This window comes from Helicobacter pylori (genome assembly GCF_030062585.1).
Classification (GTDB): Bacteria; Campylobacterota; Campylobacteria; order Campylobacterales; family Helicobacteraceae; genus Helicobacter; species Helicobacter pylori_CN.
Genome location: NZ_CP071935.1, coordinates 909,757 through 925,973, shown reverse-complemented (window position 1 = coordinate 925,973; position 16,217 = coordinate 909,757). Strand labels below are relative to the sequence as shown.

The window sequence follows — 16,217 nt, the reverse complement described above, 5'->3', positions numbered from 1 at the left end:
TAAAACGAGCTTATAAGAGCGTTTTTAAAAAGCGTTCAACTTGCTTATTCAAATCTTTTAAACTGGAGCTGTTGTCTATAATATAATCGCTCATGGCGCGTTTTTGCTCTATATCCATTTGACAAGCTAAGCGTTGCAAAATTTCAGATTCTTTGAGTTTGTCTCGCTCTAAAAGGCGCTCAATTTGTAAAGCTCTTGGCGCATAGATTAACACCACTTTACTCACAGGATAGCGTTTTTTACCCCCCACTTCAAAAAACAAAGGGATGTCTAAAAAATACGCTTGATGGTTTTTTTCTAATTCATAGGCTTTTTTAAGCATGCTTTCACGGATTAAGGGGTGTAAAAAATCCTCTAGCCATTTTAATTTATTAGGGTCTTTAAACACGATCGCGCCAAGTTTTTTTCTGTTTAAAATATCTTTTTCTAAAATCTCTGATCCAAAATGTTGGGCGATTTCTAGCCGATACTCTTGCAATAATTGGTGGGCGATCTTATCCGCATCTAAAATCTCATAGCCTTGCGATTCCAATATTTTAAGGGTGGTGCTTTTACCGGTGCCTATCCCCCCTGTGAGAGCGATAGCGTTTTTTAAGATCATTTTAAGATTTGATATTGTCTTTAAAGACTTCTTGTAAATTTTTAGGCAAAGCGAATGCAGCCCTGTGAATGTCTTCGTTATAGTATCTCACGCTTGTTAGCGCTTCTATTTTTGGTGCCATTAAATCTTTTAAGGGGTGGGTTTTAAAAGAAGCGTAAATATAACCCTTATTGCTCAAAATCCTTAAAGGCGCTACAAAAGGCATGGCAACAGCAAAAAAGTCGCCCATGTTTTTAAGGGCGTTTTGCATGCTCACATGCTCTAATAATGGGTGTTTGGCTACCGAAATAAACACCCCATCTTCTTTAAGCATTCTTTTTAAACCATCTATTTTATGAATATCCGGCTCTTGCAAGCAAAGAATCAAATCGTATTTTTTAATGTCTAAATCTAAGAGTTGTTTAGCGTGCGTGAAATTCTTATTATTTTTCACTTCATGGAAATGGGGAAAAAAACTAATGAAGCTGTCTAAAATCTTTTCATCCGCTTGCACAAAATCTATATGCGTGTCGTATTTAAAAAGCTGGTGGGCTAATTCCAAATCAAACCCATCCACAATCAAAACTTCTTTAAGCTCTTTCTTGGTGCAACCCCCCATATGAGCGAGCAACTCGCTTTCAATGTGCAAAAAATTCTTGAACAGCAACTGGCGGTTAAGCATTGCAATTTCACCAAAATCCTTAGATTTAAAAATCTCTAAGATATTATGCTCGCTTCTAACATCTAATAATTTCGCTTCTATGGTGTATTCTTTACGCAAATACGGCGTGATTTCTTGGGTGATCCACATAAACATTCCTTACTTTTTAACAATATCCATGCCTTTGAAACGCTAACATGCTACCCAAAAAAATCTAAATTGTCGTAATAAACGCCCTAACTTTGGCATTCTAAAAAAAGTTCCGTATCGCTCTTAAAGCGCTCTTTTTTAAAGTCCAAATCAATACTGATGGCTTTATGCTGGCTGTCTAATTTATCGGTTGAATGCTTTTTTAACACCATTTGACACTTTGAAATCTCTATGGTATCTAAAGCCTTATTCTCTATCGTATAAACATTATCGCTCTTTTTTTCTAACAAAAACGATTCATAAAAAGGCCTTAAACTCAAATCGCTGTCATTGGTGGTATAAACATACGAAGAAATCTTGCCCTTAAATTGCGCGATTTGCGTTTTAGTGTCATTAAAAGTGAAAGTTTGGATCTGGCGATCTTTATCGTTTTGATCTTTTAAAAAACGCTTCAAGGCTTTGGATTTGATTTCTACCAACCATTGATCCCCTTCTTTACTCATCATAATATCCCCGTCCTTTAAGGGGTAGAAATCTTGTTGGGAATATTCAATGAGTTTTGGATTTTTTGTTTTTCTTTTTGGTTTGTAAAGGAACGGGCTTTTTTCATTATTAGCGTTGTTGTTGGGATCATTTGGGTATAAGGGCGGGTTTTTTTCATTATTATCGCTTGGCTCATTCAATAAAATCACAGAAGTTTCAGGGTTAAAAGAATTGTCTTCATCTTTAGTCAGTTGAGCTAAAGCGTTTCTTTCCTCTATAGGCTGATACACCATGTTTTGTAAAAAAATCGTTTCGCTAAAGACTTCGTAATCCGAATCCACATAGCTAGGGCGTTTGGAGCCGTCATTTTCTTGCTCTTGGGCTTTTTTTTGCAACTTAATAAACCTCTCTTGCGAGCAAGCTAAAAAGCACATTAAAACCACTACTACCACGCCTATTTTTTTGACTAAAAACAACGCTAGACCCTTATTTAAGCTTTAAATAACTATAATATTGTAATCTAATTTTGATTAAATTGAAGCGATAAAAAAGATGAATACAAGCCCTAAAACTTTAAAAACCATTGCGATTTTAGGCCAGCCTAATGTGGGGAAAAGCTCGTTATTTAACCGCTTAGCTAGAGAAAGGATCGCTATCACTTCAGATTTTGCAGGCACCACACGAGACATTAACAAACGAAAAATCGCACTAAATGGCCATGAAGTGGAATTGCTAGACACAGGGGGCATGGCTAAAGACGCTCTTTTGTCTAAAGAAATCAAAGCCCTTAATTTAAAAGCCGCTCAAATGAGCGATTTGATTTTGTATGTTGTGGATGGCAAGTCTATCCCTAGCGATGAAGATCTTAAGCTTTTTAGAGAGGTTTTTAAAACCAACCCTAACTGCTTTTTAGTGATCAATAAGATTGATAACGACAAAGAAAAAGAGCGAGCTTATGCGTTTTCTTCTTTTGGCATGCCAAAGAGTTTTAATATCTCCGTTTCGCACAATAGGGGCATTAGCGCTTTAATTGATGCGGTATTGAGTGCACTGAATTTAAACCAAATCATAGAGCAAGATCTGGATGCGGATATTTTAGAAAGCCTAGAAACCCCTAATAACGCTTTAGAAGAAAATAAAGAAGAAGAGATCATTCAAGTAGGCATCATTGGGAGGGTGAATGTGGGCAAAAGCTCGCTCTTAAACGCGCTCACGAAAAAAGAAAGGAGCCTTGTCTCTAGCGTGGCTGGCACGACCATTGACCCCATAGATGAAACCATTCTCATAGGCGATCAAAAAATCTGCTTTGTGGATACCGCTGGCATCAGGCATAGGGGTAAAATCTTAGGCATTGAAAAATACGCGCTGGATCGCACGCAAAAAGCCTTAGAAAAATCCCACATCGCGCTTTTAGTGTTAGACGTGAGCGCTCCTTTTGTGGAATTGGACGAAAAGATCAGCTCCTTAGCGGATAAACATTCTTTAGGCATCATTCTCATTTTAAACAAATGGGACATCCGCTACGCCCCTTATGAAGAGATCATGGCGGCTTTAAAAAGGAAATTTCGCTTTTTAGAATACGCCCCCGTGATCACAACCAGCTGCTTAAAAGCGCGTCATATTGATGAAATCAAGCATAAAATCATAGAAGTCTATGAGTGTTTTTCCAAACGCATTCCCACGAGCTTGCTCAATAGCGTGATTTTTCAAGCCACCCAAAAACACCCCTTGCCAAGCGATGGAGGGAAATTAGTGAAAGTGTATTACGCCACGCAATTTGCCACCAAACCCCCTCAAATCTCTCTTATCATGAATCGCCCTAAAGCCTTGCATTTCAGTTACAAACGCTATTTGATTAACACCTTAAGGAAAGAATTTAATTTTTTAGGCACGCCTTTAATCCTTAACGCTAAAGATAAAAAGAGCGCCCAACAAAATTAAATTTTTTATGCATTAAACCCCCTTAAAAAAGCGTTCTTGCTTGATTTATCTTTAGGATTTGATTATAATTACCGCTCAATCAGTCAAGCTAGGCGATTAAATCGCTTGGTTTTAGCATCTATTAGAAAAGGGGTTATCCACATGAACAAAGCGGAATTTATTGATTTGGTTAAAGAAGCGGGTAAATACAGCAGCAAAAGAGAAGCCGAAGAAGCGATCAGTGCCTTTACTCTAGCGGTAGAAACAGCTTTAAGCAAGGGTGAGAGCGTGGAGTTGGTTGGTTTTGGTAAATTTGAAACCGCAGAGCAAAAAGGCAAAGAAGGTAAAGTGCCAGGAAGCGATAAAACTTATAAAACCGAAGACAAACGAGTGCCTAAATTCAAACCCGGCAAAATCCTTAAACAAAAAGTTGAAGAAGGCCAATAAATCTGATCCACTCAGCAAGGGGCTTATCAGTTGGTAAGTTTCTTGCTTGTTTAATAAAATGTCCTTGTAGCTCAGCTGGATAGAGCGTATGATTCCTAATCGTAAGGTCGTGGGTTCGAATCCCGCCAAGGACACCATTCGCACTATTTCTACTACCATAGGGATTTAAAATAGTCGTTGTTTGTGTTTTTGATGAAAAAGGTTGGTAATTAAAAGAACTTAAAAACTCTTTTTGAATCATTTTAAAAATTTAACCTTATCCTTAAAAAGCACTCAAAAAAATATTTTATTTTTCATCTTATTTAAAAAATATTCAAAGCATTTTTTACAATTAAAAAGCTTGCAAAAAGCAAGCGATAACCTCTTAAAAAAGTGCTCTTTAGGGGATTTTAGCTTAGGGTTGTAGGGGGAATAGTTTTTAAAATACCCCTATCTTATTAAAAAAATGAGTTTAAAAATCAAACTTAAAAAATGAGTTTTATCGTAAAATAAAATCTCAAAACGATACAATCAAGCCATTAAAATCCCTTTTTTAAAAATTTTAGTTATCCCTATTAAAAATTGAGAAAGCCAAAAATGAATCATAACCTCCTAGATTTTAAATTAAAAACTTACTAACCTTATAAGCTTAGTAAGAATATCCGCATGACAAATCCCTTCAAAAATGATATAATAGACTTGATCAACTCATTTTAAGGAAATGCCCATGCGTTTGCACTCTGCCTTTTTTGGTATTAATTCGTTACTTGTCGCCACTCTTTTGATAAGCGGTTGCAGTCTCTTTAAAAAGCGTAACACTAACGCCCAGCTAATCCCCCCTTCAGCTAATGGCTTGCAAGCCCCCATTTATCCTCCAACCAATTTCACCCCCAGAAAGAGCATTCAGCCTCTCCCAAGCCCACGCTTTGAGAATAACAATCAGCCCATCATTAGCTCTAACCCCACTAACGCTATCCCTAACACCCCCATTCTCACGCCTAATAATGTCATTGAATTGAACGCAGTGGGCATGGGTGTGGCTCCAGAATCCACCATTTCGCCCTCTCAAGCCTTGGCTTTGGCCAAGCGGGCGGCTATTGTTGATGGCTACCGCCAATTGGGTGAAAAAATGTATGGTATTAGGGTGAACGCTCAAGACACCGTCAAAGACATGGTTTTACAAAATTCCGTGATTAAAACGAGAGTCAATGCTCTCATTCGTAACGCTGAAATCACTGAGACCATCTATAAAGACGGTTTGTGTCAAGTGAGCATGGAGCTTAAATTAGACGGCAGGATTTGGTATCGTATTTTGAGCGGAGCGAGAGGATGAACCATCTTACTCTATAATCATGCGGTATTTTAAAAACGCTTTTTTATTATTTTTCATGACGCTTTTTTTTGTCTCTTGCTCCAAGCACCCTTTTTCTAAGCAAACCCCCAAAACTAGGGAGCAAATCAGACAAGAAGAAGCCAATAAAAAAAGAGAAGAGACTTTGAATGCCTTGCGCCAATTCAGGCTCATTTATATTAACACGCCGGTTTTTCGCTTTTATGATTACGGCACGATCAAAACCGATAAAGACCACAATACTGAAGTAACCCTTTATAAGCTCAGCCAAAAAGTGGGCGATATTTACATGACTAAACGAAGCATTTGTTTTAGCCAAAAATGTTCGGCTAAATGGATTGCTGCAAGGGATTTGTTTGGCAAGGTGAGCTATGGGGATTTGTTTGATGACATTGTTTTAGGGAGGGATATTTTTAAAGGCTTAGGGAAGCGCCACCTAACCCCTGAATACGTGATCCAAAGGTTTCAAAAAAGCGGGGAGATTATCCTTTATGAGAGAAAAAATGGCCTGATTTCTTTCCAAAATTTGACGCAAAAAATTGCTATTAGGATTGAACCCTATGAGCCTTCTTTGCAAGATTTAGAAGATAATGAAAACGCTGACAGCGAGCTCCAATGAAAAACTTTTCCCCACTTTGTTGTTTTAAAAAGCTCAAAAAACGCCATTTAATCGCTTTGAGCCTGCCCTTGCTTTCTTATGCCAATGGCTTTAAAATCCAAGAGCAAAGCCTGAATGGCACGGCTTTAGGCTCGGCGTATGTCGCTGGGGCTAGGGGGGCTGATGCTTCCTTTTATAACCCGGCGAATATGGGCTTTACTAACGATTGGGGTGAAAACAGAAGCGAATTTGAAATGACCACCACCGTGATTAACATTCCAGCCTTTAGCTTTAAAGTCCCTACGACTAACCAAGGCTTGTATTCGGTTACGAGTTTAGAAATTGATAAAAGCCAACAAAATATTTTAGGCATCATCAACACTATAGGGCTTGGCAATATCCTTAAAGCACTTGGCAATACGGCCGCTACCAATGGCCTGCAACAAGCTATCAATCGTGTTCAAGGGCTAATGAATCTAACCAATCAAAAAGTCGTAACCCTCGCTTCAAAACCTGACACTCAAATCGTGAATGGCTGGACGGGCACGACTAATTTTGTTTTACCCAAATTCTTTTATAAAACGCGCACGCATAACGGCTTCACTTTTGGGGGGAGTTTTACCGCTCCTAGCGGGTTAGGCATGAAATGGAATGGTAAAGGGGGGGAATTTTTGCATGATGTGTTTATCATGATGGTAGAGCTTGCCCCTAGCATGAGCTACACTATCAATAATCGCTTTTCAGTGGGCGTAGGCTTAAGGGGACTTTATGCGACCGGTAGCTTTAATAACACCGTTTATGTGCCTTTAGAGGGTGCTTCGGTTTTGAGCGCGGAACAGATTTTAAATTTACCCAACAATGTTTTTGCCGATCAAGTGCCAAGTAATATGATGACTCTATTAGGCAATATTGGCTACCAACCGGCGCTTAATTGCCAAAAAGCCGGTGGGGATATGAACGATCAGAGCTGTCAAGAGTTTTATAACGGCTTGAAAAAAATCATGGGTTATAGCGGCTTAATCAAAGCGAGCGCGAATCTTTATGGCACGACTCAAGTCGTGCAAAAATCTAACGGGCAAGGCGTATCAGGGGGCTATAGAGTGGGTTCGAGTTTGCGTATGTTTGATCATGGCATGTTTTCTGTGGTGTATAATTCTTCAGTTACATTCAACATGAAAGGCGGTTTAGTGGCTATCACCGAGCTTGGCCCTTCTTTAGGGAGCGTTTTGACTAAAGGCAGCTTGAATATCAATGTTTCACTCCCCCAAACCCTAAGCCTAGCCTACGCCCACCAATTTTTTAAAGACCATTTAAGAATAGAGGGGGTGTTTGAGCGCACCTTTTGGAGTCAAGGGAATAAATTTTTAGTAACCCCTGATTTTGCGAACGCTACTTACAAGGGCTTGAGCGGAACGGTGGCTTCACTAGACTCTGAAACGCTTAAAAAAATGGTAGGCTTAGCGAATTTTAAAAGCGTGATGAACATGGGGGCTGGCTGGAGGGACACCAACACCTTTAGATTAGGGGTAACTTACATGGGTAAAAGCTTGCGTTTAATGGGCGCTATTGATTATGACCAAGCTCCAAGCCCCCAAGACGCGATAGGTATCCCGGATTCTAATGGCTATACCGTGGCTTTTGGGACTAAATACAATTTTAGAGGTTTTGATTTGGGCGTAGCGGGGAGTTTCACTTTTAAGAGCAACCGCTCCAGTTTGTATCAATCCCCAACCATTGGGCAATTGAGAATCTTTAGCGCTTCCTTAGGCTATCGCTGGTAAAACATGCCAAGCAATCAAAACATGCTAGATAACCAAACGATTTTAATCACCGGAGGCACTGGGAGTTTTGGCAAATGTTTTGTTCGTAAAGTTTTAGACACCACCAACGCTAAAAAAATCATCGTTTATAGCCGAGACGAATTAAAACAAAGCGAAATGGCCATGGAATTTAACGATCCCAGGATGCGTTTTTTTATCGGCGATGTCAGGGATTTAGAACGCTTGAATTACGCTTTAGAGGGCGTGGATATTTGTATCCATGCAGCCGCGCTCAAGCATGTGCCTATCGCTGAATACAACCCCCTAGAATGCATTAAAACCAATATCATGGGAGCGAGCAACGTGATTAACGCATGCCTAAAAAACGAAGTGAGCCAGGTCATCGCTCTAAGCACCGATAAAGCCGCTAACCCCATTAACCTCTACGGCGCGACGAAATTGTGCAGCGATAAGCTCTTTGTGAGCGCGAATAACTTCAAAGGCTCTTCTCAAACGCAATTTGGCGTGGTGCGTTATGGTAATGTAGTGGGGAGTCGTGGGAGCGTGGTGCCGTTTTTTAAAAAATTAGTCCAAAACAAAGCGAGTGAAATCCCCATTACCGATATTCGCATGACACGATTTTGGATCACCTTAGATGAGGGGGTTTCTTTTGTGCTTAAAAGCTTGAAAAGAATGCATGGGGGTGAAATTTTTGTGCCTAAAATCCCTAGCATGAAAATGACTGATCTCGCTAAAGCCCTAGCCCCCAATATTCCTACTAAAATCATAGGCATTCGCCCGGGCGAAAAACTCCATGAAGTGATGATCCCTAAAGATGAAAGCCATTTAGCCCTAGAATTTGAAGACTTTTTTATTATTCAGCCCACCATAAGCTTCCAAACGCCTAAAGATTACACGCTCACCAAACTCCACGAAAAAGGCCAAAAAGTCGCACCCGATTTTGAATACAGCAGCCATAATAACAGCAAATGGCTAGAGCCTGATGATTTGTTAAAATTATTATGAATTTTTTAGAAGATTTGTTTTACCCCTTAAGATTGTTAGAAAACAAGCGCGTTTTATTGCTCGTGAGCGGCTCTATTGCGGCGTATAAATCCCTAGAATTAGTGCGCTTGTTGTTTAAAAGCGGGGCTAGCGTTCAAGTGGTGATGAGTGAGGGCGCAAAAAAATTTGTTACGCCCTTAAGCTTTGAAGCCTTGAGCCACCATAAAGTCTTGCATGATCGTAATGAAAAATGGTATTATAACCACCAAAACGCATTGCACCATAACCACATCGCATGCGCTGCTAATTCTGATTTACTCATCTTTGCCCCTTTAAGCGCTAACAGCTTGTCTAAAATCGCTCACGCTTTAGCGGATAATATCGTAAGCGCGACTTTTTTAGCTTGCGCTTCCCCTAAAATCCTAGCCCCTAGCATGAACACTAACATGCTCAATTCCCCTATCATTCAAAGCCATTTGAAACGCTTGAAAGATTTCAACCATATTATTTTAGACACCCAAAACGGCCTTTTAGCATGCGATACTAAAGGCGATGGGGCAATGGCTGAGCCTTTAGAAATCCTTTTTAAAGCCGCTCAAACGCTCCTAAAAGACGCTTATTTTGAAAACAGAGAAGTCATAATCATGGGCGGCGCGAGCGTGGAAAAGATTGACAGCGTTAGAGTTATTAGCAATCTTTCTAGCGGGATCCAAGCGAGCGCGTTAGCCCTAGCGTTATATTTTAAGGGAGCCAAAGTAACTTTGATTGCATCAAGCTTCCCCACTCCTTTGCCTAAAGGAATCGCAAGCGTTTTAGTCAGCGACACCGCTTCTTATGAAAACGCCCTGAATAACGCCGCTAACAACTTGCAAAAGCATGCTTTAAAACCCCTGCTCTTCAATTTAGCCGCCATTAGCGATTATGTGCCTAAAACTTCTTTTAACCATAAGCTTAAAAAAAGCGAAATCGGCGAAACCCTAAACATTGAATGCGTTCAAAATAAGGATTTACTGGCTTCTATCAATCCTAATCAATTCGTTAAAATCGGTTTTAAAGCTGAAGACGATCAACAAAACGCTATCAAAAACGCTCAAAATCTTTTAAAACCTTCTCAAGATAACGGCAAGGATTGCTCCATGGCCGCTTTGAATCTCATTAAAGATTCACGCCCTTTTGGCTCATTAGAAAATGAATTGTGGCTCTTTAGCCATAAAAAAACCCAAAAAATCCCTTCCATGAACAAATTAGAAGCGAGCTTTAAAATCCTTGATTTTATCAAAGACAACGCCCTTTAATGCTAGAAGCTCTAAACGCCCTAAACCAGCTTAACGCCCTTCATTCCAAAAACGCCGTGCACCATTTTAACGCCACTTTACCCATTCTTTTAAAGGTTTTAGAAAAACAAGATAAAGATCTTTTTCTTTTGCAAGTGGGTAATAAAATTATCCCCACCAAAAGCGAACAGGAATTGAAAATCAATCAGCCTTATTTTGCGACTATGCAAAGAAATCAGCTAGGCGATATTGTGCTTAAAAATTTAGTGCCTGCCCCAAAAATTTTAGATGGATTGGACGATTTGCCCGCCCTTGAAATGAAAAAAATCAAAGAAATATTGAGCGCCAAAGACAATACCCCTTTAAAAGAATACAAAGAACTTTTGAGCGAAAAATTAGTCCATGCTAAAAATCCGCAAGAGTTTTTGAATACAGCCAACATGCTTTTGAGCTTGCAATCGCAGGTTTTAAGCTTTGTAATTGAAAACGAACGCAAAAAAGCCTTTTTACAGATAAAAGCCAAAAAACAAAGCGTTGATTTTTACGCTCTGTATCCTAACTTGGGCGAAATTGGCGGCGTTATTTATTTGAAAGAAAAAGAAAAACAACTTTTTTTAAAAACCACCCTCCAAAGGACCAAAGAGGTTTTAAAAGAGGCTCAAAACACCCTTTTAGGCTTTTCTTTTGTGGAAATTGTGTGCGAAAAAACCCCCATGCTTTTTGCCTTTGAAGAGCGTTTATTGGACACGATAGGGTAGAAAAATTTTCATTTTTTTAAAAGTGTTTCAATTGCTAAGGCTTTATCTTTGGCTTGCGTGATCGCACTAATGACTGCGATACCCCCATATTCGCGCAATTTTGAAGCGTTATGCATCGTGATGCCCCCAATCGCTATGAGAGGTTTTTTTACCCCGCTATCGTGTATTTTTTTTAAAAGCTCTACGCCTACAACTTCTTTAGCGTCTTTTTTAGATGGTGTGGGGAAAATAGGGCCTACCCCTAAATAGGCTACGCCGTCTAAATGGCGCGCTTTTAAGGCTTGCTCTAAAGTATTGACGCTCAAACCGATAAAAAGGCGCTTTTTGCATAAAGTTATTACCTCTTCTATAGCCATGTCCTCTTGCCCCACATGCACGCCATCAGCTTTTAATTCTAGCGCGAGTCGCACCTCATCATTAATAATAAAAGGTGCACCGTATTTTTTGCATAATTTTTGACACTCTAGGGCTAATCGTTTGATTTCAACAGGATCTTGTAAGGCTAAATCGCCTTTTTGGCGGAATTGAAACGCTGTGATTTGAGATTGTAAAGCTAATTCTAAAGTCTCTAAAAGCGCGTTTATCCTATCGTTTTTGCCGCCTTTTATGTGGTAGAAGTCTTGCGAACCAGCCACAAACATGAGTTTCAAACAATTCGCATCAAACAAGCTTTTTAATACTCCATAAATTCAAAGGCCCATGCCCATGCCCAATGTTTAAGGGGTTTTGAATGATGATAGTTAAAAGCTCTTTAGCCTTTGTGATAGCGTTTTTTAAATCCAGCCCTTGAGCGAGTAAGCCCACAATCAAGCTAGACAGAACACAACCCGTGCCATGCGTGTTTTTGGTGTTAAAACGCTTGGCGTTTAAGATAAATTCAATATCTTCTAAAAACACCCAATCGTTGCTAAATTCCCCTTGAAAATGCTCTGTATGCCCCCCTTTAATCACAGCGTTTTTAACGCCTAAATCCCTTAAAACACCCATCGCTTTTGAAGCGCTTTCATCGTCTCGCACTTGAACGCCTGTGAGCGCATAGACTTCAGGGAGGTTAGGGGTTAATAAATTGGTTTTAGGTAAAAGGCGTTTTTTTAAGCTTAAAATCGCCTTTTCTTCTAAAAGCAAGGCCCCATTCTTTGCCACCATGACCGGATCTAAAACGCACAACCCAAAATCGCAAGTTTCTAAAGCGTCTGCCACGCATTCAATGATTTTAGCGTTGCATAACGCCCCCATTTTGAACGCTTTGATAGAAAAATCATCTCTAATGGCTAGGATTTGCGCTTTCACGCTCTCTACACTCAATGGATACACCCCATGCACGCCCTGTGTGTTTTGGGCGGTGATGCAAGTGATCACGCTTGTCCCAAACACGCCCAAAGTTTGGAACGCTTTCAAATCGGCCTGTATCCCAGCGCCCCCACCGCTATCGCTACCAGCAATGCTTAAAACTTGCGGATAAACTTTCACAATACTTCCTTAATAAGGCTATTTTCTAACTCTATGGGCAAGCTTAGAGCGTCTAAAAAATAAAACAAGAACGAACCATTAGAGCCGTTATTTTCTAACGCTTTTTTTTGCGCATTAAAAGCGGCTTGTTTATAGAGCGCGCAAAGTTGCGCCATAGAATCTAGGGGGTCTTTTTTCAAACTCAAAAAGCTCGCACACGCTGCACTATGCAAACACCCAGCCCCAGTAATGAGCGCTAAATACTCGCTCCCACCACTGATGCTCAAAACTTTTTCCCCATCGCTCACGTAATCTGTTTTACCCGTCATTACCGCTATCACAGAATATTTTTGAGCCGCTCGTTTGACAATTTCTACAGGCGTAGCGGAATGCTTGGAATCTAACCCCTTACTTTCGCAAGAAATACCCACTAAAGAGCCTAATTCGGCAGCATTACCCCTAAGCGCGCTAACCCCTTCGCTTTCTAAAAGCTCTAAGCTTGTGTCATAGCGTAGAGCGCTCGCTGAACACCCCACAGGATCTAACACAATGGGTTTGTTCAAAGCCTTGTAATGTTTGATCGCCTCTTTAGCGCATAAAATGGTGCGTTCATTGAGGGTGCCAATGTTGATAGCGAGCGCGTCAGAAATTTTTGCCAAATCTGGCATCTCATCAATCGCATCGCTCATTAAAGGCGATGCCCCTAAGGCTAACAAACCATTAGCCACAAATTGCGCCACCACATAATTGGTGATATTATGCACTAAAGGGCGTTTTTGGCGTAATTCTTTCAACACAACGAACCTCCTTAAACTTTCTTTTATTTTACAAAAAATCCATTAAACGGCGCTTTTTTTGAGCTTTAATACAAAAGCGTTCATGAACTATTTTTCATTAACCTCATCTTTTTTAACCCCATTTTTCTTAAATATAGCACTAGTGAGATCACAAAAGCGGTGGAAAAAACGAGAAAGGCTTGCAGCGACTTTTTCTTTCACCTCTTGATAGCGCGAATTTTTGTCAAACCTGGAGGGTTTTTCTTCAATGATTTCAGGGAATTTTGTCCCGCTGAAATTGATTTCGCCCCCCTTAAAGGCATGCTGCATGAACGAATAGGCTTTTTCTTCATTCAAGCGGTTTTCTTCTATGATATTTTGGAATTCCTCTTCTCTTTTTTGGTGGATATAGTCTTGAAAATACGCATGGACTTCCTGGTCTTTGTTGTATTTGTCAATGAAATCCATGATCAAATCTTTTTTATTCCTTAACTCTATGCTGGAGTTGATGATTGGCTCTATTTTGGTTTTAACGCCTTGAATTTCCACCCCATGCTCTTTAGCGAACTCTTCAATCAAATTCAAAATATAGTCAATATTGACTTCCACTTGCTTGATGAGTTCAATTTCAAAAATCAAATCATCATTAATCTCTTCTTTATCCTTCCCTTTTTCTGGCCTCATTGCATCGTAAAAATCAAGGTATTTGCTTTGATAGTCTTGAAAATCCCTTGGGTTGATGTAATCGTCTTTGTTAAAATTTTCAAAGCTGTTTAAAATATTTTCTAATTTCAAAATCTTGCCAAAAAGCTTGATAAAATCCTTTTTCTGGCTTTCTGAAATGATTGGCTCTTTTAGGGGAAACTCGGTTAAAAGCCTTCCAATCAAACCCTCATAGCCCTCGTATTCTTTATGATTATCCGTGTAGCCTTTCAAATAATCTTCATATTTCCTTAATAGCGCAATAGACCTAGCGTCCTTATTGCCAAAAAGCATGAGCGCATCATTCAAATCCTGCTCTAAATCCCTGAAACACACGATATTCCCATGCGTTTTAACGCTATCTAAAATGCGGTTTGCGCGTGAAAAGGCCTGAATTAGCCCATGGTATTTCAAGTTTTTATCCACCCAAAGGGTGTTAAGCCTAGTAGCGTCAAACCCGGTCAAAAACATATTAACCACCAGTAAAAGATCGATTTTACGCTCTTTCATTTTTTGAGAAAGATCCTTGTAATAGCTTTGGAATTTTTGATCCGAAGTGTCAAAAGAAGTTTTAAACATCCCGTTATAATCCGCAATCGCGCCCTCTAAAAAATCCCTTGAGCTTTTGTCTAGCCCACTAGCGCTTTCATTGTTTTCATCTTCTAGCGCTTCAATTTCTTCATTAGCGCTATAGCTAAAAATGGTAGCGATTTTAAGGTCGTGTTTTTCTTCTTTAAAGGCTTGATAATATTTTTTCAGCGCTTCTATGCTAGAGCATGCCAGAATGGAATTGAATTTTTTATTTTTAGTGGCTTGATGGAAACGCTCTAAAATGCATTTAGTGATTTCTTTGATTCTCCTATTATCTAAAAGGGCGTTTTTTTCATCAACCGCTCTAACCTTATTATCTATAATGCCCTCTTTAGCTTTAATGGTGTTGTGGTATTCCACTCTAAAGGGCAAAACGTTTTTATCCCTGATCGCATCAATAATGGTGTATTGATGGAGGCATTTCCCAAACTTTTGCTCTGTCGTGCCTAACGGGTTGTTTTTATCGCAATTAGCTGCAAAAATGGGTGTCCCGGTGAACCCAAAAAGGTGGTATTTTTTAAACGCTTTAGTGATGGCTTGATGCATTGAGCCTAACTGACTCCTGTGGCATTCATCAAAAATTACCACCACTTCTTCATTAAAAATCGCATGCCCTTTAAGGTGGGCTTTAACGAATTTGTCTAATTTTTGGATCGTGGTGATAATGATTTTAGCACTAGAATCTTCAAGCTGTTGTTTTAAAATCTTAGTGCTTGTGTTGGAATTAGCGCAATCTTTTTGGAATTTATCGTATTCTTTCATGGTTTGATAATCCAAATCCTTCCTGTCCACCACAAACAAGACTTTTGAAATGCCTTCTAATTCTTTAGCCAACGCCGCGCTTTTAAAGCTCGTTAAGGTTTTACCGCTCCCTGTCGTGTGCCAGATATAGCCTCCGTTCTGGCTCCCATAAGTTTTACTCTCATGCGTGGCTTTGATTTTTTCCAAAATCCTTTCGGCCGCCACGATTTGATAAGGCCGCATCACCAATAAAACCTCTTCGCTTGTGAAAACGCAATAGCGCGTTAAAACATTCAAAAGGCTGCGCTTCGCAAAAAACGACTGGGCAAAATCCATTAAATCCTCAATATTATTATTCTTGCTGTCCGCCCAATAATTCGTGAATTCAAAAGTATCGGCCTTATTGTTTTTTTCAATTTGGGCTATTCTGGTGGTGTTTGAATAGTATTTACTACTCGTGCCGTTACTGATAACAAAAATCTGCACGAACTCAAAAAGCCCGTCTTCAGCGCTAAAACTATCCCTTTTATAGCGCTTGATCTGGTTGAACGCCTCTCTGATCGCTACGCCTCTTTTTTTCAATTCCACATGCACTAAAGGCAAGCCATTCACAAGGATACTCACATCATAGCGGTTTTGATACTTCCCTTTAGCACTGTATTGGTGGATCACTTGCAAGGCGTTTCTATGGATATTTTTCTTATCAATGATTTTAATGTTTTTGGTTTTCCCGTTCTCTAGCGTGAGATTAAAAATCGGATCTTCTTGGATTTTTCTCGTTTTAGCCTTATAGTCCTCGTTTTTATTAGCGATGAATTGAAAATAAAGAGTTTCCCATTCTTTGGGCGTGAAACAATGATTATTAAGCTTTTCTAACTGCTCTTTTAAATTGTCTTTTAATTCCTTTTCATTGTTGATTTTTTTGAATTCATAGCCTTGTTTTTCTAAAAGCGCGATAAAATGAAACACTTTTTAAGTTTATTTATTTATTT

The 16,217-nt window shown here is 39.5% G+C and carries 14 protein-coding genes, 1 tRNA gene and 1 pseudogene; 9 read left to right on the top strand and 7 right to left on the bottom strand.

Annotated elements, in window-relative coordinates; genetic code table 11:
- Positions 1 to 10: 10 nt before the first annotated feature.
- The 3 genes from coaE to J5F42_RS04340 form a co-directional block, all read right to left on the bottom strand.
- Positions 11 to 601, bottom strand: coding sequence for a dephospho-CoA kinase (coaE, locus tag J5F42_RS04350; protein WP_283491134.1), 591 nt, complete (start codon positions 599 to 601; stop codon positions 11 to 13).
- A 1-nt stretch (position 602) separates the two neighbouring features.
- Positions 603 to 1,391 carry a spermidine synthase gene (locus J5F42_RS04345; RefSeq protein WP_078286591.1) on the bottom strand — a complete coding sequence of 263 codons (789 nt, stop codon included), beginning with the start codon at positions 1,389 to 1,391 and terminating at the stop codon, positions 603 to 605.
- A gap of 86 nt (positions 1,392 to 1,477) precedes the next feature.
- The gene (locus J5F42_RS04340; protein ID WP_077657852.1) at positions 1,478 to 2,350 is read right to left on the bottom strand and encodes a hypothetical protein; all 873 of its coding nucleotides are present in this window, start codon (positions 2,348 to 2,350) and stop codon (positions 1,478 to 1,480) included.
- A gap of 76 nt (positions 2,351 to 2,426) precedes the next feature.
- On the opposite strand from J5F42_RS04340, the gene der reads away from it, so the two are divergent.
- The 9 genes from der to J5F42_RS04295 all read left to right on the top strand — a co-directional run bounded on the left by der (position 2,427) and on the right by J5F42_RS04295 (position 10,966).
- Positions 2,427 to 3,815 (top strand): ribosome biogenesis GTPase Der, encoded by a 1,389-nt coding sequence (gene der, locus J5F42_RS04335; protein ID WP_283491133.1) that lies wholly within the window; start codon positions 2,427 to 2,429, stop codon positions 3,813 to 3,815.
- Between the two features lie 141 nt (positions 3,816 to 3,956).
- Positions 3,957 to 4,241, top strand: a complete 285-nt coding sequence (locus tag J5F42_RS04330; RefSeq protein WP_283491132.1) for an HU family DNA-binding protein — start codon at positions 3,957 to 3,959, stop codon at positions 4,239 to 4,241.
- 60 nt (positions 4,242 to 4,301) lie between these two features.
- Positions 4,302 to 4,378: transfer RNA gene (locus tag J5F42_RS04325), tRNA-Arg, on the top strand.
- 569 nt (positions 4,379 to 4,947) lie between these two features.
- On the top strand, positions 4,948 to 5,553 hold the full coding sequence (locus tag J5F42_RS04320; RefSeq protein WP_001236581.1) for an LPP20 family lipoprotein: 606 nt from the start codon (positions 4,948 to 4,950) through the stop codon (positions 5,551 to 5,553).
- A 19-nt stretch (positions 5,554 to 5,572) separates the two neighbouring features.
- Complete coding sequence (locus tag J5F42_RS04315; RefSeq protein WP_001268509.1) at positions 5,573 to 6,190, top strand: HP0838 family lipoprotein; 618 nt, start codon at positions 5,573 to 5,575, stop codon at positions 6,188 to 6,190.
- A complete protein-coding gene (locus J5F42_RS04310; protein WP_283491131.1) occupies positions 6,187 to 7,950 on the top strand; it encodes an OmpP1/FadL family transporter in 1,764 nt (587 codons plus the stop codon). The genes J5F42_RS04315 and J5F42_RS04310 overlap by 4 nt, the downstream gene beginning before the upstream one ends.
- 21 nt (positions 7,951 to 7,971) lie before the next feature.
- Positions 7,972 to 8,955: a UDP-N-acetylglucosamine 4,6-dehydratase (inverting) gene (gene pseB / locus J5F42_RS04305; RefSeq protein ID WP_283491607.1), complete on the top strand. Its 984-nt coding sequence runs from the start codon at positions 7,972 to 7,974 to the stop codon at positions 8,953 to 8,955.
- Positions 8,952 to 10,229, top strand: a complete 1,278-nt coding sequence (gene coaBC, locus J5F42_RS04300) for a bifunctional phosphopantothenoylcysteine decarboxylase/phosphopantothenate--cysteine ligase CoaBC (protein WP_097699572.1) — start codon at positions 8,952 to 8,954, stop codon at positions 10,227 to 10,229. The genes pseB and coaBC overlap by 4 nt, the downstream gene beginning before the upstream one ends.
- Positions 10,229 to 10,966 (top strand): hypothetical protein, encoded by a 738-nt coding sequence (locus J5F42_RS04295; protein ID WP_097699571.1) that lies wholly within the window; start codon positions 10,229 to 10,231, stop codon positions 10,964 to 10,966. The genes coaBC and J5F42_RS04295 overlap by 1 nt, the downstream gene beginning before the upstream one ends.
- A gap of 8 nt (positions 10,967 to 10,974) precedes the next feature.
- Here the strand turns inward: J5F42_RS04295 and thiE are convergent, their stop codons facing one another.
- The 4 genes and pseudogenes from thiE to J5F42_RS04275 all read right to left on the bottom strand — a co-directional run.
- Positions 10,975 to 11,634 (bottom strand): thiamine phosphate synthase, encoded by a 660-nt coding sequence (gene thiE / locus J5F42_RS04290; RefSeq protein ID WP_097699570.1) that lies wholly within the window; start codon positions 11,632 to 11,634, stop codon positions 10,975 to 10,977.
- On the bottom strand, positions 11,627 to 12,436 hold the full coding sequence (gene thiD, locus J5F42_RS04285; protein ID WP_198932015.1) for a bifunctional hydroxymethylpyrimidine kinase/phosphomethylpyrimidine kinase: 810 nt from the start codon (positions 12,434 to 12,436) through the stop codon (positions 11,627 to 11,629). Before thiD ends, thiE begins: the two co-directional genes overlap by 8 nt.
- The gene (gene thiM / locus J5F42_RS04280) at positions 12,433 to 13,212 is read right to left on the bottom strand and encodes a hydroxyethylthiazole kinase (protein ID WP_283491130.1); all 780 of its coding nucleotides are present in this window, start codon (positions 13,210 to 13,212) and stop codon (positions 12,433 to 12,435) included. The genes thiD and thiM overlap by 4 nt, the downstream gene beginning before the upstream one ends.
- 87 nt (positions 13,213 to 13,299) lie before the next feature.
- Positions 13,300 to 16,185 (bottom strand): annotated as a pseudogene (locus tag J5F42_RS04275) (HsdR family type I site-specific deoxyribonuclease); the annotation flags it as partial.
- Positions 16,186 to 16,217 lie beyond the last annotated feature (32 nt).